This is a genomic window from Arthrobacter sp. 9V, from assembly GCF_902506065.1.
In the GTDB taxonomy this organism is placed as follows: Bacteria; Actinomycetota; Actinomycetes; order Actinomycetales; family Micrococcaceae; genus Arthrobacter.
Genome location: NZ_LR732912.1, coordinates 2,555,299 through 2,573,129, shown reverse-complemented (window position 1 = coordinate 2,573,129; position 17,831 = coordinate 2,555,299). Strand labels below are relative to the sequence as shown.

The 17,831-nt window shown below is 63.2% G+C and carries 15 protein-coding genes; 5 read left to right on the top strand and 10 right to left on the bottom strand.

Features of this window, described 5'->3' with window-relative positions:
• The first annotated feature begins 90 nt into the window (after positions 1-90).
• Positions 91-573 carry a winged helix-turn-helix transcriptional regulator gene (locus tag BACI9J_RS11945; protein ID WP_159734573.1) on the top strand — a complete coding sequence of 161 codons (483 nt, stop codon included), beginning with the start codon at positions 91-93 and terminating at the stop codon, positions 571-573.
• A gap of 76 nt (positions 574-649) precedes the next feature.
• Here BACI9J_RS11945 and BACI9J_RS11940 read toward each other — a convergent pair whose 3' ends face one another.
• From BACI9J_RS11940 to BACI9J_RS11915, 6 genes are read right to left on the bottom strand one after another with little or no spacing between them, the layout of a single operon-like run.
• A complete protein-coding gene (locus tag BACI9J_RS11940) occupies positions 650-1,852 on the bottom strand; it encodes an aminotransferase-like domain-containing protein (RefSeq protein ID WP_159734572.1) in 1,203 nt (400 codons plus the stop codon).
• A complete protein-coding gene (locus tag BACI9J_RS11935) occupies positions 1,849-3,546 on the bottom strand; it encodes a dipeptide ABC transporter ATP-binding protein (RefSeq protein WP_236558672.1) in 1,698 nt (565 codons plus the stop codon). The genes BACI9J_RS11940 and BACI9J_RS11935 overlap by 4 nt, the downstream gene beginning before the upstream one ends.
• Before the next feature lie 20 nt (positions 3,547-3,566).
• Positions 3,567-4,421, bottom strand: coding sequence for an ABC transporter permease (locus BACI9J_RS11930; RefSeq protein ID WP_159734570.1), 855 nt, complete (start codon positions 4,419-4,421; stop codon positions 3,567-3,569).
• Complete coding sequence (locus BACI9J_RS11925; protein WP_159734569.1) at positions 4,418-5,386, bottom strand: ABC transporter permease; 969 nt, start codon at positions 5,384-5,386, stop codon at positions 4,418-4,420. Before BACI9J_RS11925 ends, BACI9J_RS11930 begins: the two co-directional genes overlap by 4 nt.
• On the bottom strand, positions 5,383-7,035 hold the full coding sequence (locus BACI9J_RS11920; RefSeq protein WP_159734568.1) for an ABC transporter substrate-binding protein: 1,653 nt from the start codon (positions 7,033-7,035) through the stop codon (positions 5,383-5,385). The genes BACI9J_RS11925 and BACI9J_RS11920 overlap by 4 nt, the downstream gene beginning before the upstream one ends.
• A 56-nt stretch (positions 7,036-7,091) precedes the next feature.
• A complete protein-coding gene (locus BACI9J_RS11915; RefSeq protein WP_159734567.1) occupies positions 7,092-8,504 on the bottom strand; it encodes an FAD-binding oxidoreductase in 1,413 nt (470 codons plus the stop codon).
• Positions 8,505-9,043: 539 nt separating this feature from the next.
• On the opposite strand from BACI9J_RS11915, the gene BACI9J_RS11910 reads away from it, so the two are divergent.
• Positions 9,044-10,180, top strand: a complete 1,137-nt coding sequence (locus BACI9J_RS11910; protein WP_236558671.1) for an ABC transporter substrate-binding protein — start codon at positions 9,044-9,046, stop codon at positions 10,178-10,180.
• A gap of 74 nt (positions 10,181-10,254) precedes the next feature.
• Here BACI9J_RS11910 and BACI9J_RS11905 read toward each other — a convergent pair whose 3' ends face one another.
• The 3 genes from BACI9J_RS11905 to BACI9J_RS11895 form a co-directional block, all read right to left on the bottom strand.
• Positions 10,255-10,797 carry a GNAT family N-acetyltransferase gene (locus BACI9J_RS11905; RefSeq protein WP_159734565.1) on the bottom strand — a complete coding sequence of 181 codons (543 nt, stop codon included), beginning with the start codon at positions 10,795-10,797 and terminating at the stop codon, positions 10,255-10,257.
• Between the two features lie 2 nt (positions 10,798-10,799).
• Positions 10,800-12,143 carry an LLM class flavin-dependent oxidoreductase gene (locus tag BACI9J_RS11900; RefSeq protein ID WP_159734564.1) on the bottom strand — a complete coding sequence of 448 codons (1,344 nt, stop codon included), beginning with the start codon at positions 12,141-12,143 and terminating at the stop codon, positions 10,800-10,802.
• A gap of 93 nt (positions 12,144-12,236) precedes the next feature.
• The gene (locus tag BACI9J_RS11895) at positions 12,237-13,121 is read right to left on the bottom strand and encodes a MetQ/NlpA family ABC transporter substrate-binding protein (protein WP_159734563.1); all 885 of its coding nucleotides are present in this window, start codon (positions 13,119-13,121) and stop codon (positions 12,237-12,239) included.
• Positions 13,122-13,343: 222 nt separating this feature from the next.
• Between BACI9J_RS11895 and BACI9J_RS11890 the strand changes: the two genes are divergently transcribed.
• Genes BACI9J_RS11890 through BACI9J_RS11880 form a run of 3 tightly spaced genes read left to right on the top strand, consistent with a single transcriptional unit; the run spans position 13,344 to position 16,302 of the window.
• Positions 13,344-14,462, top strand: coding sequence for a methionine ABC transporter ATP-binding protein (locus tag BACI9J_RS11890; RefSeq protein WP_201296573.1), 1,119 nt, complete (start codon positions 13,344-13,346; stop codon positions 14,460-14,462).
• Positions 14,463-14,464: 2 nt separating this feature from the next.
• Positions 14,465-15,124, top strand: a complete 660-nt coding sequence (locus tag BACI9J_RS11885; RefSeq protein WP_026540442.1) for a methionine ABC transporter permease — start codon at positions 14,465-14,467, stop codon at positions 15,122-15,124.
• A 17-nt stretch (positions 15,125-15,141) separates the two neighbouring features.
• Positions 15,142-16,302, top strand: coding sequence for an LLM class flavin-dependent oxidoreductase (locus BACI9J_RS11880; RefSeq protein ID WP_159734562.1), 1,161 nt, complete (start codon positions 15,142-15,144; stop codon positions 16,300-16,302).
• A gap of 91 nt (positions 16,303-16,393) precedes the next feature.
• Here BACI9J_RS11880 and BACI9J_RS11875 read toward each other — a convergent pair whose 3' ends face one another.
• A complete protein-coding gene (locus BACI9J_RS11875) occupies positions 16,394-17,767 on the bottom strand; it encodes a PLP-dependent cysteine synthase family protein (protein ID WP_159734561.1) in 1,374 nt (457 codons plus the stop codon).
• Positions 17,768-17,831 lie beyond the last annotated feature (64 nt).

Sequence of the window (17,831 nt, the reverse complement as noted above, 5' to 3'; positions counted from 1 at the left end):
GTCGCGACCTCAGAACATCAGAGTAATGGAGACGGTTGGATTTTCCAACCCACTTGTATACTTGAGAAACGTAACGAAAGCAGGTGACAGGTGAACAGTCCGACAGACAAGGAACTTGATGGGCCCAGGGCGTGTTTTATCGCGGCGGGGCTCGACGTTCTGGGGGAGCGGTGGGCGCTGCTGGCGCTTCGCGAGATGTCCTTGGGCGTTCACCGGTTCGATCAGATCGCGAGAAATACCGGGGCGTCCCGTGACATACTCACGGGTCGACTACGAACCCTCGAAAATCGCGGCGTGATTGAGCGCGTCCAGTACTCCGAACATCCCCCGCGCTACGAGTACCACCTCACAACTTCCGGGACCGAAGTAGCACCCATCCTCATCGCACTGGCAGCATGGAGCAGTGCGTGGATGCACGACGAGACGCCCCGTGCTTCCTACCAGCACAGTTGCGGCGCCGACCTGCAGCCGGTGGTCTCCTGTGCGGTGTGCGGTGAAGAATTCGCCCAAGGAAGTCTGATGTTCGGGCCGCTTGTGACAGCGGCCGGCGCGGAGTCGGCGCCCGGCGAATAGGAACAGACAGGACGGAGGACGACGGCGGTACCTCCCGCCGTCGTCGTCATGCCTCACTCGATCCTGAACCAACTATCTAGCCGTGCTGCCTCGCCAGCGCCCGCCCCAGCCTTGCAGCCGCTTCCTCAAGCTTCGGCGCCGGAACGTCACCGTAGGCCAGGCGAAGGTGCCGGTCAGCGTCCGTACCCGGTCCCGAAGGGAAGAACGAACCCCGTTGGTACTCCACGCCTTCAGCGCTGGCGTCGGCGGCCAGTTGGTCCGGGTCAACGGCAGGGTCTGCCAGTTTGGGCCAGAGGAATAGACCGCCGTCGGGAAGAACGGTTTCGAAAGCCCCTGGCGCCTCACGATGCAGTGCGGCGACAAGCGTTTCGGCCCGGTTCTTGTACAGGGCACGGGCCCGGTCCAGGGTTGCGTCGAAGATTCCGGGGTCGGCGGTCACCAGTTCTCCGATGATCGCTTGGACCAGAGTGGAGCTGTGTGAATCCTGCCTGCTCCGCAAAGCCACAAGATCGCGTGACAGGCGCTCGGGTGCCACGGTCCAGCCGAGGCGAAGTCCCGGCCCCAGGGTTTTGGTGAACGTGTTGATGTGGAGGACGTGATCAGAGTTGTTGAATTCCTCCACGCTCTCCTGTTCACCGGCAAAACGAAGTTCGCGGTACGGGTTGTCGGCCAGGACCACGAAGCCGTAGTGCTCGGCCAACCGGACCAGCTCCTTCCGGGCCTCTCCAGGCAGAGTTCCCTGCGAGGGATTGTGGAAGTCCGGCACGGTATAGAGCGCGGATGGACGGGCGCCCGCGCGTAACTGGTCTGAGAGGTGATCCACGTCGAGGCCTTGGAGTCCCACCAAGATGGGCAAGGTCCGCGCATCCGACAACTGAAGCCCCCGCAGGAACAATGGAAAGATCGGGTTGTCCACCGCCACCAGGTCGCCTCGTTCCACCACGGATTGGATGGCAAGGGAGAGTCCGTGGAAGCCGCCGTTGGTGATCAGGATGCGGTCCACCGAAACACCTTCGCGCGCGGCGATCCATTCACGCAGCGGGGAGATGCCCTCCGTTCGCGAGTACTGCAGTGCCGGGACGCCTGGTCTGGCCAGCACGCGGCTGGTAGCGGCGGCCAATGCCTCTGTGGGGAGGACGCTGGGGTCCGGGATGCCGCCCAGAAGTTCGATCGCATCTGCCCTGCGGTCCCGGAGCGTTTGGTCGCCGAATCCCTTCGGTGCGGTGAAGGCCTCGACCAGTGCGGGGCGTCGGGTGGTTGTCAGCGTCTGGGTGGTCATGCCGTGGCCTTTGCTAGTTGTTTGGTTTCCGTGGCAAGCCCGCCAAGCGCGGATGCGGGAGTGGCCAGCGGAATCGAGTCGAGGAGTGCACGGGTATAGGGGTGCTGTGGTCGCGAGAAGATGTCCTCCACCGCGCCGGCTTCCACCACCTGTCCCTTTCGCAGGACGGAAACGGTGTCAGCCACTTGCCTTACCAGTGCCAAATCGTGGGAGACGAACAGGTACGTGAGGCCCAGTTCGCGTTGCAGTCTGGACAGCAGCTCAAGGATCCCCGCTTGGACGCTCACATCCAATGCGGACGTCGGCTCATCCAAAACCACGACGTCGGGCCTCACCACCAGCGCGCGGGCGATCGCCACCCGTTGGCGTTGGCCACCGGACAAGTGCGCGGGCCGTCTGGACGCTACATCGGCCGGAAGCCCCACTGACTCCAGCGCCTCGCTCACCCGCTGGGCACGCTCCGGCTTGGTCCCTACTCCGAACTGGTCCAACGGTTCACGGATGATCCTGCCTACCCGCCAGGTGGGGTCCAAAGACGTGAAAGGGTTTTGGTACACGAGTTGAAGGTGCCTGCGGATGTCGCGCACTTCCGCGCGGGACCTGCCCGACGTCGATTGGCCGGCAACGGAGATTTGCCCGCCGTCCGGTTGTTCGAGTCCAAGCAGCAGCCGCACGGCAGTGGTCTTGCCGGAACCGGATTCGCCAACGAGGGCGTGCGTCCGCCCGCGTTGCACGGAGAAGGACACTCCGTCGCAGGCAAGGACGTCCTTCCCACCGGCGGAGAAGCGCTTGGTCACGCCCTGAACTTCAATCTGAAGTCCCGGTGACGGTGAGGAAGCAGCCCCAGTGCGGGAGTCGCCGTCGTGCGCCTGCTCGGCTGGTCGAAACACAACGCGCTGGTCACGGTACCGGTCCGGGTGAAGCGCGGGGACGTCGGCTTGCAGGCTGCGGGCGTAGTCCGTTCGGGGTGAGGCGAAAACGTCCCGTGACGGGCCGCTTTCCTGCACGGCACCATCCTTGAGCACCACCAGCGAATCGGCGCGTTCGGCCGCGATGGCGAGGTCGTGCGTTATGAGCAGCAGGCTAATGTCCAGTTCCTGGCGGAGCTCGGTGAGCATGTCCAGGATCAGCTTTTGGACGGTCACATCCAGCGCAGACGTGGGTTCGTCGGCCACAATCAGTGACGGTCGGGGCAGAACAGTGAGCGCGATGAGCACGCGTTGGAGCATGCCGCCCGAGAGTTGGTGGGGGTAGGAGTCGTACACCCGCACGGGATCGGGCAGTCCCACTTGCTCCAGCACATCCAAGATCCTGGTGCGCCGGACTGAAGGATCGCTTTCGCCGAGCAACGCCGCTGCTTCATGTGCTTGGGCGCCGATGGTCCGGACCGGATTCAGCGCGGAGGCCGGATCCTGGGGGATAAAACCGAGCTCCCGGCCGCGCAGGGGACGGAACTGTTTTTCGGGCAAGGCCAAAACGTCCCGACCGTTCAATGCCACCCGGCCCGTCGCCGTCGCTTCGCCGTGGGGGAGCAGACGCAGGACGGCCTTGGCGATGGTGGACTTCCCCGAACCGGACTCGCCAATCAGTGCCAGGCTCTCGCCTTTGGCTACCGAAAACGAGACGTCATTAACGACGGCGGTGGGACCGTAAGCGATCGACAAGCCTTCCACCGTGAGTAGGTCAGCTGACACGTCGGTGTCCTTTCGAATTGTCACTTGGCGTTTCGCAGCCAGCGGCTGATGCGGTTCACCGACAGGACGGTGACCACGATGACCAAAGCGGGGGCGTACACGAGCCATGGCGCGGTGACGTAGGTTTTGCCCGAAGCGACCAGGAGCCCCCAATCCGAGGCGGGGGGTGGATCGCCGTAGCCGAGGAAGGCCAGGGAGGCGATGATGAGGATGGACGTGCCGAACTGCAGGACCGCGAGGACCAGCACGGAGCGGTACGCGTTGGGGAGGACATGTCCCAGCAGTGCGTGCAGCCGGTTTCCGCCCTCGAGGTAGGACGCTTCAACGTAGGTGGCGCTGCGGACCCGCATCACTTCTGCCCGCATCAGCCGGGCAAAGACCGCGACGGCGGACACTCCCGTGGCGATCGCGGCGTTGATGGTCTGGAAACCCAGTGAGCTGACGATGACCACCGCCAGGAGGAAGCCGGGGATGGCCAGCAGGACGTCAACGAAACGTCCCAGGACGGCATCCACCCAGCCGCCACGGAACCCGCTGGCCAGGCCGATGATGCTGCCGATCACCAAGCCGATGAGCACGGCCACCAGTGCACTTGTTACTGAAGATGCGGTTCCGTGGACTACGCGGGCGTATTGGTCGCGGCCGAGGTAGTCGGTGCCGAACCAGTGGGCGGCGCTCGGTGCGGCCAACTTGCTGGCGGTGTCGCCCGTGACCGGGCTCAAGGACGTGAAGAAGCCCGGTACCAATGACCATAGGATGACCACCAGAACAACCGCGAAGGACAAGAGGACGGTTGCCGGGGGCAGACCGGCGGTGAGTTTCCTCGGCGCTGACCCGAGGTCGCGGAGCTGGGTGTTGCTGAGGATGGCAGTCATGCGCCCACCTTTTCCTTGAGTGTGGTCTCCCGGAGTTTGACGCGTGGATCCAACAGCGGCGAGGCAAGGTCCGCCACCAGGTTCACGGCGACAAAGACCACGGCTGAGAGGGAAACGACCGCTTGGAGGACGGGTTGGTCCTCACCGGTCACGGCCTTTTGGACCACTGTGCCGATTCCATCGCGGCCAAAGATGGTCTCCGTAATCACTGAACCTCCCAGCAGTTCACCCACAATGAGCGCCACCATGGCAACCGAAGGCAGGGCCGAGGGCTTCACGAGGTGCTTGGCGAACAGCTTGGCCTCGATCAGCCCGCGCGAACGGGCCACCAGAGCGTATTCCTGCCGGGATTCGTGGTCCAGGCTGGCTATAAGAACTTCGGCTAGGGGCGCCGAGACCGGGATGGCCAGGGTGATCGCGGCGAACAGAGTTGCTACCGGGCTGTTGGGATCGGTGGTGGTGAACGAGTGCAACCGGAAGGCGAAGAACTCGATCAGCACCAGGCCGATGACGAAGTTGGGTACCGACAGGAAGAACGACGGTATGGACCGGACGATTGCGGCCCACTTCCCCGGCAGGTACTGGGCTCCATAGGCAATGGCGACAGCGAAAATGATGGCGATGAACAGTGCCGTTGTTGCCAGGGTCAGCGTCGAAGGCAGGGCATCACCCACCAGTTGGGACACCGGAAGGTTGGACTGCAAGGAGAAACCCAGTTCACCGGTCAGGAAGCGTCCCAGGGAGAGCAGCAATTGGACGATCACCGGCTGATCGAGCCCGTAAAACGCAACAATCCGCTGGATGTCTTCCTCGCTCAAGCCGTGCTGCGGATCCCTGAGCGTATTGGTAATGGCATCGCCCGGGAGGACGCTGATGATCAGGAACGTGAACACGTACGCGAGGAGCACAACGACGATCGCCTGTCCTGCGCGCGTCAGGGCAAAACGCCGGTAGTCGCCCGTCACTGCGAAATCCAGGCCGTGTAGAAGTTCGCGTACGCCAGGCCGTTGTACTGAACGTCCTTGATCTTGGGGCTGATCAGGTACAGGCGCTGGACCAGTTGGTTGAGGGGGATGAAGTAGCCCTGTTCCAGGACGTACTGCTGCAGTTCATCGGCAACCTTTTCGCGGGAGGCCCGGTCCGAGGCCGTGGCGATGGCGGTGGAAAGGTCGTTCAGCTTCTGGTCACTGGTGCCCAGCCCAAACCAGTCTTCGCCCTTGTTCTGGCTGGTCAGGACTCCGGCGACCGTTCCGACGTCGACGAAGCTGCGGGAAGTTTGGAACAGCGGCGGTTTGCTGGCCTGCACGGCCGCGTAGCCGGCGACGTCCACCACCTTGAGATTGACCTTGATACCCACCTTCTTGAGCTGCTGGGCGATGAGCTCGTCCTCGGCTTTGGTGGAGGGCACGTACGGGTTGGGTGTCAGGGTGAATTCGACGGTTTTGCCGTCCTTGGAACGGTAACCATCCGAACCGGAAGCCCAGCCGGCGTCGTCGAGGATTTTGTTGGCTTTATCGGCGTCGAACTTAAAGGTGTCGCTGAACTCGCCTGCTTCCGGCACGTTGCCCTGAATGAACGTGGTGGCCGCATTCCAGTCGCTGGTGTAAACGGTCTTGAGGATCTCGTCGCGGTCGATGCCGTGCTGGATGGCCTTACGGACCGCGGGATCGTTGGTGGGGAAGGCTTGGGTGTTGACCTGGAATCCGTCCACGAAGCCCAGGTATCGCGGCGTTCCCACCGTGAAGCCCTGGGCCTTGAGCGACTCAATTTCCTGGGGTTCCACGTTGAAGGCAACCTCCGCCTGTCCCGAAACCACGGTGGATGTCCGGACCGAGGTGTCCTTGATGACCTTGTACGTGATGGTGTCCAGGCGTGCCGGGCCAGTGTGGCCAAGCGCTGCCGGGCCCCAGTTGTAGTCCTTGCGTTTTTCCAGGACGTAGCTGTCACCCTGCTTCCAGGACTTGACCACGAACGGGCCGCTGCCGATTTCCTGGCTGAGGTCCGCCTGCGCTTCGACTGGGAGCGCGAGGGTCTTGGGCGAAAGCAGGATGCAGCCGTGATAGGCGAGTGTGGCGATGAAGCCGAGCGCGGGGGAGGAGAACGAAACCTTGACCGTGATTGCGTCAGTGGCCTCGGCAGAGACAAAGTTGGTCGACGGGAACAGGCCCACCTTGCTGACGCCGCGGGTGGGATCGCCCTTCGCCCAGGCGGTGAGGTTGGCGACGACGGCGGCTGCGTCCAGCGGGGTGCCGTCGGAGAAGGTGACGCCCTGCTTCAGGTGGATGACGAAGTCCTTGGCGCCGTTGAGTTCTTCCCAGCTCTCGGCAACCCACGGGCTCAGCTCGCCCTTTTCATTGACGTACACCAGCTTGTCCGTGATCTGGCCCCACAGGTTGCCCTCGTAGCTGGAGATGGAGGTCTTGCTGGAAACCCAGCCGGTGTCGTAGCCCTGGATCAGGAAGGTGATGTTGCCGCCATCCACGGGTGTGGTCGAACCGCTTCCGGTGCCGGCGGTGGTGCCGCCGCACGCCGTGACGAGGGCGGAGGTGGACAGTGCGCCGAGGCCGGCGAGGAAGGCCCGCCTGCGGAACTCGGGGGTGTTGAAGGTAGTCATGGGGTGGCTCCTGAAGCGTAGTGAAGATTGCGTTGGGGTAGTGCTGCGGAGGGCGGCTAGATGGCCTTGCCCGGATTGAGAAGTTGCTGGGGGTCAATGGCGGCCTTGATGGCATGCTGGAGTTCGCGGCTCCGCTCTGAAAGTTCCAGCGCTGCCCATTCGCGTTTGATGGTTCCCACACCGTGCTCTCCTGTGACCGTGCCGCCGAGCGAGAGCGCCACCTTCACCAGCTCTGTGGCAGCTTCGGCGAGGGAGGCGGGTGGGTTCGTGCCGTCGTCGGGCGTTTTGCCCTTGGTGATCAGCGGGTGGAGATTGCCGTCACCTGCGTGCGATACCGCCGAAATTTCCACGCCGAAGCGGGCCTCCAAGGCCGGGAAGGCCGCGTAAACCTTGGGCAGTTGGGACTTGGGGACGGCGATGTCCTCGCCGATGTACCACTTGTCCTGCGGGAGACCGCGGCCGCTGCGGCGCAGTTCCCAGAGCCGCACGCCGTCGTCGTCGGATTCCACCGTGACGCGGCCGCCTGCCGCGGTGAGCGCTGTGGCGAGGTGGGCGGCTTGATCGCCGATGCCGTAGCCGTCGATTTCGATGAGGATCAGCGCGGCGCCCCTTTCTCGCAGCGCGGTTCCGGAGTGGGCGTCAATGTTCGCCAGACTGGGAGTGTCGAAGAATTCGATCGCGGCCGGGCGCACCGGTGAGAGGGTGATGGCCGCGAGCCCCTCAGCACCCTCTGCCGTGCTGTTAAAGAACGCGGTGACCGTTTTGCGGGCGACCGGGATGGGACGCAGGCGCACGGTCGCTTTGGTGACGATGCCCAGAATTCCCTCCGAACCGACGAACAGGGACGTCAGATCCAGTCCGGTCACGCCCTTGATGGAGCGGTGGCCGACGGTAATCAGGCTCCCGTCCGGAAGAACGACGTCGAGCGACAGGATGGATTCGCGGGTCACCCCGTATTTGGCGCACCTTAGCCCGCCGGCGTTGGTGGCGATATTGCCTCCGATGGAGGAAATATCGAAACTTGCCGGATCCGGGGCGTAGAAAAGACCGAATGGTTCAAGGTGCCTATTCAGATCGGCATTGATGACGCCGGGTTCAACTACCGCCACTTCATCCAGAGGTGATACCTCAATGATGCGGGTGAGTTTCTCGGTGGAAATAACTATCTGCTCCGTGTGCGCGGTGGCGCCACCCGACAGGCCCGTTCCAGCACCACGGGGCACCACCGTTACGCCAAGCTCCGCCGCCAGCTTCACGGCTGCCTGGACCTCGGCTGTTGTTGCGGGAAGCACGACGGCGGGACCCGGCTTTCCGCTGTCGGCTGTAGTTTTAGCGGTGGCTGCGTCGTGGCTGTAGCGGGTGGTCCCGGCGCCGGGCTCGAGGATCTCGATGCCTTCAACCCGTCGCGTGAGTTCGCGGACGTAATCCTGGATGGTGGTTTGTTCTTGGCTGAGCTGCTGTGTTGTCATGCCGGCGTCTCTCTGTCCGGGTGCATGACAAGGCATTCCTGCGCGAAGCACCCAAAGGCTTTTGATGGAAATCCCGGTCACAAATGACTGGGTCCTCAAAAGCTAGCGGGATTCGGAATTTACTCGCGAGTTTCCTGAAACTTCAATCAACAGTTCTCAATGCGGGGTAGTAAAGCAGATTATTGAGTAAAGGAGCGCAATTCAGCGACACCATTCTTTGTTGATGGTTCCGGCCAGCCTGCTTGCGCGCCCAAGATGACGGTAATGGTCTGTTTGTTGCGCCAACGCGTCGTCCCGAGAACTTTGGTGTCGCCGCATTACTGCTGGAGACATACCCCTTTGTTACGGGGGAGTGAGCTACGTAATCTCGAGCATGCATCGGCTCTGAAGAAGAGCAAACTCCGTCGCATGAGGATCCCTAAGGACGTCTTTGCTTTCCGCGTCCGCTGGGTGTCGGCGGGTCATCCCCAGCATCCTCACCATCTCCGTTTATGGCCTGGAGCTTCTGCAGGCCAGCCCTCTCGCAAAGGAATATGTCCGTGTCTTCACCCCAAGACAACTCGTCCACCCGCATCGTTGCCGGTGAGACCGCAGCCAAGCCCAAGCGCCGCCGCACAGTAGAGATCGCCCTCGGCGTGGGCTTGGTGCTCCTCATCGGCGCAGGCGCTGCAGTTGCTTCCGCTGTTTCGCAGAACAACCAGGCCGCCCCGGCGCCCACCACGTCCCCGGCTGCTGAGCTGAAGCTTGGCTACTTCAGCAACGTCACCCACGGCCCCGCACTGGTAGGCACCAGCAAGGGCCTGATCGCCAAGGAACTCGGCGATACCAAGCTCAGCACCCAGGTCTTCAACGCCGGCCCCGCCGCGATCGAAGCCCTGAACGCCGGCGCCATCGACGCCACCTATATCGGCCCGAACCCGGCCATCAACTCCTACGTCAAGAGCAACGGCGAGTCCATCAGCATCATCGCCGGTGCAGCGTCCGGTGGTGCGCAGTTGGTGGTGAAGCCGGAGATCAACTCCGCGGCCGACCTCAAGGGCAAGATCCTCAGCTCCCCGCAGCTCGGTGGAACCCAGGACGTCGCTCTCCGGGCCTGGCTTGGTGGCCAGGGCTTTAAGACCAACACTGATGGCAGCGGCGACGTGAACATCAACCCCACGGAGAACGCCCAGTCGCTGAAGCTCTTCCAGGATGGAAAGCTCGACGGCGCGTGGTTGCCTGAGCCTTGGGCCTCCCGCCTGGTGCTCGAAGCCGGCGCGAAGGTTCTGGTGGATGAGAAGGACCTGTGGGAAAACGGTGACTTCACCACCACCATCCTGATCGTGAACAAGAAGTTCGCCGCCGAGCACCCGGAAACCGTGAAAGCCCTCCTGAAGGGCCACGTGGAATCCGTGAACTGGCTCAACTCCGCTTCCGCTGAGGAGAAGGCCACCACCATCAACGCCGTCCTCAAGGACACTGCAGGCAAGCCGCTGCCGGCCAACGTGATTGAACGGGCGCTCCAGAACATCAAGTTCACTACCGACCCCTTGGCTGGAACGTATAACAAGCTGCTGGAAGACGGTGTCAAAGCCGGGACCACCCAACAGGCCGACATCAACGGCATCTTCGATCTCCGCACCTTGAACGAGGTTGAAGGCAAGAAGACCTCGGCCGCAGGCCTCGGCCAGGAGTAAGTAGGAACGGGCTGGTCCGCTTCCCCTTGCGGTTCGCGCGGGGAGCGGGCCGGCCTTTTGCCATGTGGAAGCGGTCAAGCGGCGGGCGGCAAGTCCAACGTGTACACCACCAACTGCACCTTGGGCGCGGGACGTTCTTTCTCACGCTCGGGCCGGCGCACATAGCCAAGCCGGCGGTATAGGCGTTGTGACGGCTCATTGTCGACGGCGGTGTCCAGCACCACGCGCTCGGCGCCCCGAACTGCGGCCAAGCGGGCAGATTCGTCCAGCAATCTCCGGCCGAGTCCGGTCCGGCGGGCTTCGGGCAAAACTGCGAGCAGCCTGAGTTCCACTTCGCCCTCCAAGGCCTGCCGGCTCAGTCGGGAGCCATAGGGCAGCAGGGTTGCCGTTCCCACCAAGCGCCCCGTTTCCTGATCCTCGGCTACCAGCAGCACACCTTCGCGAGCCCGCGCGGCGGCATCCAGCAACAGACCGAGCCGCTCTTCGTCGGGTTGATGCGCCCCGGGAAGATGGTGGCCGAAACCTTCGTACGTCAGCCGGCCCACGGCGTCGTACTCATCCTCAAGAGCCTCGCGAATCACTATTGTGCCCGCGGCGACTGTCGACGTAGTGGTCATGGTTATCCTTTCAGCTGCGGATCGAGTCCGAGGTGCGATTTCAAGGTGGTGCCCGAGTACTCACGGCGGGCGAGGCCACGCTCCTGAAGCAGGGGAATGACCTCGGAGGCGAAGCGCTCCAGGTCCTGGGGGAGCAGCGAGAACATGAGGTTGAAGCCATCGGCGGCGCCTTCTGCATGCCACCGAGCCAAAGAATCGGCCACGTGCTGTGGGGTTCCGATGAAGTCGGGATTGCGTTTGTCGCCTGTGAGGATCGAGTAGAGATCCTTGAGCGTTACCTCATCTTCGCGGCCCCGGATCTGCTCGCCGGCCGAGCGGAAATCGGTCCTGGGCTGCGCGATGGTAGGAATGCCTGACTGCGCCACGGTGGCGTCAGCTCCCAGCCCGGTGAAGTCGAGGTGGTCAGCGAAGTACTCCTGCAGGAAATCCAGCACCTGCTGGTCAGTGATGAGGTTGTCCAGCTCCCGGATGCGTTCCACGGCTTCCTCACGGGTGTCTGCAACGACGGGAGAGATGGCTTGGTAGACGTAGATCTCATCAGGATTTCGGCCGAACGCCGCAGCCTGGTCCCGGACGGATTCCCGGTACTGCCGCGCCTGCGGAATGTCGGGGTGGCTCGCGAAGAGGGCGTTGGCAAAGCGGGCGCCCAACTGCTGCCCGGGGCCAGAAGTGCCGGCCTGGGCCAGCAACGGCGAATGCTGCGGAGATGGCCCGATGTTGAGCGGACCCGCAACTTTGAAGAACTCGCCTTCGTAATCCAGACGGCTTAGTTTGCGCCGATCAAAGAAGCTGCCGGAGTCCTTGTTGTAGAGGAAAGCGTCCGTATCCCAGGAACTCCACAGTCCTTTGGTAACTTCCACGAACTCTTCAGCGCGGCGGTAGCGGAGGCTGTGGTCGAAGTGCTCATCGGCGCTGAAGTTGCCGGCCGTGCTGTTGGTGAGGTCCCGCGTGGTGACGATGTTCCAGCCGACGCGGCCGCCGCTGATGTGGTCCGCGGTAAGGGCTGCGCGGGCAAAGTTGAAGGGCTCGTCGTAGGACGTGGAAGACGTGGCGATCAGGCCGATGTGGCTGGTAACCGCGCCAAGCGCCGTGACCAGGCCGATGGGATCGAAGCGGTTAAGGATACCCGGATTGGACGTCTCGTCGATTGCGAGGGAGTCACCCAGGAAGATCGCGTCGAATTTGGCGTCCTCGGCAGTTTTGGCGAGCTGTACCTGGTGGGCGAAATCGATGCTCGCCTGGGGGAAGGCTGTTTCGTGGCGCCATGAAGCCAGATGGATGCCGGTGCCCACCAGGTAGGCGAAAAAATGGATCTGCTGGCGTTCACGGATGAGTGTCTGGTTCATGGGCCTGCTTCGGTGCTCTTGGGTGCTCTTCGGGGTCAGGGAGGTTGAGGGGCGGCAGCCCTTCTGTGGCGCAGGGCCGCTGCCTCTCAAGTGCTATTTGGTCTTCTTGATGGCAGCTTCTTCAGCGGTGAGGACTTCCTGCAGCTTGGCCGCGGTCCAGTCAGCCTTGAACTGAAGATTTCCGTCATTGAGCTTGGTGACCGAGGCTTCGACTTCAGGAGAGTGGTAAGCCTCCACGATCTTCTTCCAGGTGGGATCGTCCTTGCGGTCAGCCTTCACCACGAAGCCGTTGATGTACGGCGCCAGGGACTCAGAGTTCAGGTCCTCCTTGAAGATGATCTTCTCGTCGCCAAGCCCACCCTTCTGAGCCTGCGTGTTGTTCACGACGGCGGCATCCGTGGTTCCCTTGAGCGCGTTCACCGTCTGGTTGCTGTCCACCGGGACAACCTTGATCTTGCTCGAGGTGATCTCAGCCGGGGTGGAGAGCGAGTTGCCGCCATCCTTGAGCTGCAACAGGCCGGCGGTCTGCAGGTTCAGCAGGGCCCGGGCCTGGTTGGTGGGGTTGTTGGGAATGGCAACCTCGGCATCAGCCGGCAGTTCCTCAACGGACTTGAACTTCTCCGAGTACAGCGCCAGCGGGTACACGGCGGTAGCGCCCACCGGAACCAGGGTGCCATTGCTGTTGACGTTGAACTGCGACAAGTACTTCAAGTGCTGGAACAGGTTGATATCCACCTGACCCTGCTGGGTGGCCGTGTTGATCTGCGCGCCATCGGTGAAGTTCTTGACCTCAAGATCGATCCCCTGATCCTTCAGCTTGTTCTTCAGCAAGGTCCAGTGCTCCTCAGCACCGTCGTCGACGCCAATGACCACTTTGGTGTTCGCCGCGGGTGTCGAACCACTCGAAGCACCCCCGCAAGCCGAGAGAGATAGGGCGGCGATCAGGCCGACGGCGGCCACTAACAGGCGGTTCTTCATGATGCTTCTCCGTACAAAGGATATTGGTGCGAATGGAAAGTACGGGGTGTTCCCCCTGGCTCACGCTAGGCAGTTGGCACAGTGAGAATCGAACGCCCTCGCAACACTCCGACGCGCACCGTCAAGGAAAGAAACCGCAGGTCACATGGGTTCATTGGGTTCGATTCGGAAGCCGGGGCGCTGTTGGAATAGGCATCCAATCAACCCCAAAAGGAGGCACCGGTGAGCGCGATCATTTCGCTGCGCGGCGTCAGCAAAGTGTTCCCGGTCCAAGGACGCCATCCCGGACAACGCGGCCAGCGCCCGGACCCAGTACGCGCCGTGGACGATGTGACCCTGGACATTGAAGAAGGCACGGTGGTGGGCATTGTGGGATATTCCGGTGCCGGAAAATCCACGCTGGTCCGCCTTCTCAACGGCCTGGAACGTCCCACCGAGGGCCAGGTTTTCGTCAAGGGCCAGGACATCTCCTCGCTCCCAGAAGGCCAGTTGCGCAAAGTCCGTGCCGGCATCGGCATGATCTTCCAACAATTCAATCTCCTGAAGTCCCGCACCGTGTTCGGAAACGTCGCCTACCCGTTGAAGGTGGCAGGGTGGCCCAAGGAGAAGATCAAGCCGCGCGTAGAGGAGCTTCTTGTGTTCGTGGGTATCGCGGACAAGGCAAGCTCCTACCCTCGCCGTCTCTCCGGCGGACAGCAGCAACGCGTGGGCATTGCCCGTGCGCTGGCAAACGCCCCGGACATCCTCCTCGCTGACGAAGCAACCAGCGCCCTGGATCCCGAAACCACCCGCGACGTCCTCCGACTGCTCCGCCGCATTAATAAGGAACTCGGCACCACCGTTGTGGTGATCACCCACGAGATGCACGTTGTCCGCGAAATCTGCGACACCGTGGTGATGATGGAATCCGGCCGGGTAGTGGAAACCGGACCCACGTACTCCGTATTCGCCGACCCCCAGAGCGACTCCACCCAGCGCTTCGTCTCCACAGCCGTCCACGGCACGCCGGAAGTGGACACCGTCAGCCGCCTCGCCGCAGCCCACCCGGGCCAGCTTGTGTCCATCGGCATCTCCGAGGCAGCGCCGACCCCTCTGGTTGCGGCCACGTTCGCGCGCCATGGCGTGGGCTCCAGTGTGGTGTTCGGGGGTGTCACCGAGATCCAGAACAAGATCCTGGGCACACTCACCTACGAACTCACGGGCAGCGAAACCGCGATTGACGCCGCGCTCGCCGAGCTGGGCGACGTCACCGCCGTCGAACGCCAAACGCCGACGGCGGACCCCGCCGACAGTGCCGTTCCGCAAGTCCCAGCCACCGTCCCCGCGAACGCCGGAGAATAGCCATGACCGACTGGACAACCCTCCTGCCCGTCCTGGGCGAATCCTTCCAACAGACCATCTACATGGTGGTCATTACCGTCCTGCTCAGCGGCATCGCCGGGCTTGCGCTGGGGGTCACGCTCTACGCCACCAGGCCCGGAAACCTGTTTGCCAATAGGGCCGTATTCTCGTTCCTGAATTTCCTGGTGAACATCATCCGGCCCATCCCGTTCATCATCTTCATCACGGCCATTGCGCCGCTGACCCTGATCATCATGGGCACCACTATTGGCACGACGGCGGCCATCCTGCCCATGGCGCTGATGGCCGGCGTCGTGATTGGCCGGGTAGTGGAGCAAAACCTGGTGGCCTCAGACCCGGGCGTGGTGGAAGCTGCCAGGGCCATGGGTGACAGCAGGCTGCACATCCTGTGGTCCGTGGTGATTCCGGAGTCGCTCGCACCCCTGATCCTGGGCTACACGTTCATGATCATCGCGATCGTGGACATGTCTGCCATGGCCGGGTACATCGGCGGCGGTGGGCTGGGCAACTTCGCCATTATGTACGGCTACCAGCAGTTCAACTGGGAAGTCACCCTGGTGACCGTCCTGATCATCATCGTCATGGTCCAGGCCGCGCAGTTGCTGGGTAACTTCCTGGCCCAGCGCATCCTCCGCCGCTAACTTTCAGGAGCCACAACATGCCTATCGAATTCCTCGGTATGGGTGCCGGTAACGACTCCACGGAGACGTCCCCTGCCACCACATCTTTCTTTGACCCCGCGTACGCCGCCAGGATTGCGCGGATCCACGAGGACAACAACTGGGACCACGTCCTGTTCGCCTACAACTCCACCACGCAGGATCCTTCAGTCCACGCGGCGTGGGTCGCGGCGAACACGGAGAGAATCCAGTTGAGGTTGGCTCACCGGCCCAACGTTTCCCACCCGACGTTCGCCGCCCGGTCCTTCCTGACGCTGGATCACATCGCGCAAGGCCGGCTGACCGTGCACTTCATCACCGGCGGAAGCCAAACGGACCAAGCCCGCGAGGGCGATTTCCTGGCCAAGGATGCGCGGTACGGCCGGACGCTGGAGTACATGCAGATCGTTCGGCGGGCATGGTCGGGGGATTCGTTCAGTTGGGACAGCGAGCACTATCGCTTTGAGGACTTTGCCTCTGGGCTGGCGCCCTTTGCCGGGAAGAGGCCGGGTATTTCCTTTGGCGGCTCCTCCGAGGCCGCGTGGTCTGTGGGCGCTGCCGAAGCAGACATCTATGCGCTCTTCGGCGAGCCGCTGGCCGACGCCGCTTCACAGCAAGAGCAGATCCTTGCACGGGCCGCTGCTCTGGGGCGCGTTGAACCATTGCGTTGGCAGATCGCGTTCCGGCCCATTGTTGCTGCGTCTGATGAGCTGGCGTGGGAGAAAGCGCACGCGATCTTTGGAACGTTCGAGGCGCGACGGTCTGCCGGTGAGGTCATTGATCCTGTCCGCCATTACAACCAGAAGCCCGAAGCCGCCGGCACCCAGCGATTGCTCGCCGCTGCGGAACGAGCTGACCTGCACGACCGCGCCCTCTGGACGGCCCTCGCCAAAGCAGCGGGTGGCGGGGGCGGAAGCGCGACGGCGTTGGTGGGCAGCTACGACACCGTCACCCAAGCGATCCTGGACTACCACGACCTCGGTTTCGAGATCTTCGGCCTCCGCGGGTACGACTTCGTCCCGGACGCACTGGAGTTTGGCCAGCACGTCATTCCGCAGTTGAAGCAGGAAGTGGCGCATCGGGAGCAGGGCCGCACGGCCGAGGAACTCCGGGCGGGCCAAGCCGCTGCCCGGGCACGGGTGCTGGCCGACGCTTCCTAACCCTCTTTGAGGGCAGTCCTCGCCCAATCCAACTTTTCCCGGTTGTTTCTGAGCATCCAAGGCGGCAAAGCAGGTGAGGAAGCAACGCCACCTACGGGAGAGTGGCGGCGATTCGGCCGTCGATCAGGACCGCGATGACCTCCGGCGTTGCACCAGCGCCGGAATCCGGGTCCGCGGCCGCGCCTGCCTCCGTAACCGGCAGTCCCGCGGCAATCGTGCGGTGGGGGATGGCCGCAGTGACCGCCGGCGTGGCCGGCTCAACGTCGCCCAGTGAACGTAGGGTCACCACTCCCATGACTTCGCGTGGATGCACGGTCCCGAAACTCTGGCCCCGGTCCAGGACCAGGAACACCGGCTCGTCCGGAGTTATTCCCCGGGAGTGAAGTTCGACGACGGCCTCCGCCGCTGTCAGGTCGCTCGCCAAAAGCTGCACTCCGGCAGGCGCAGTGGTGAGAAGCGAACGGATGGTTCCTTCCGGCGTCGGGGGTTCCAGGAAGCCGAGCGAGGCGAGCCAGTGGTCGTCGAAATAGGTGGACAGGTAGTTCCTGCCCGAGTCCGGCAGGACCACCACGATGGTGTGCTCCTCGTCCAAGGTTTCGGCGAGGTTCAAGGCAGCAGCCAGGGCGGTCCCGCCGGTGGCACCGATGAGGAGTCCTTCCTCGCGGGCGGCACGGTGGGCGGTGAAAATGGCGTCGCGATCACTGACGCTGATGTATTTGTCCACCAATGCGGTGTCGAACGCCTCAGGCCAGATGTCTTCCTTCGACGCCGGGTGCAGGGGGTGGCCGGCGCCCTCCGTGTATTTGAGCGAGCCGTTGCCCCCTCCATAGCGCGAGTGCTCGGGGTCAGCGGCGATGACCTGCACCAGTCCGTCGCTGGCCTGCTTCAAGTACCGGCCGGTTCCGCTGATGGTCCCGCCGGTCCCGACGCTGGCCACAAAGTGCGTAACCGACCCCGCGGTGTCGGTCCAGATCTCCGGCCCGGTGCTCTCCGCGTGGGCTTGCGGGTTGGCTGGGTTGTCGTACTGCAGGGCGAGCCAGGCCCCGGGAGTGGAGGCCGCGAAGGCCGCTGCCCGGTTGGCCAGGTGGCCAGGATCGGATCGCGGAACGAAATCAGCCACCAGATGGACTTCGGCTCCGAAAGCGCGCAGGAGGCGGATCTTTTCAGCAGCTGTGGCCGCCGGAGCGAAAATCACGGAGCGATACCCCAGTTGTGCGGCCACCAAACTCAGCCCGATGCCAGTGTTACCGCTGGTCCCTTCCACCACGGTCCCGCCGGGCTCCAACAAACCGGCCCGTTCTGCGGCCCGGATCATGGAAAGTGCGGCCCGGTCCTTCACGCTCCCGCCGATGTTCTGGAACTCGAGCTTCGCGTAGATGCGGGGCCGGACACCTTCGCCCAGCCGCTCCAGCCGAAGCAGGGGAGTGCCGCCGATTGCGTCCAGGATTGATTCATACACGGTCATGCGGCCACGCTAAGACGCGGACATCGCCCCACAAAAAAGCGTTTCCCGCTGCGTCCTTCCATGA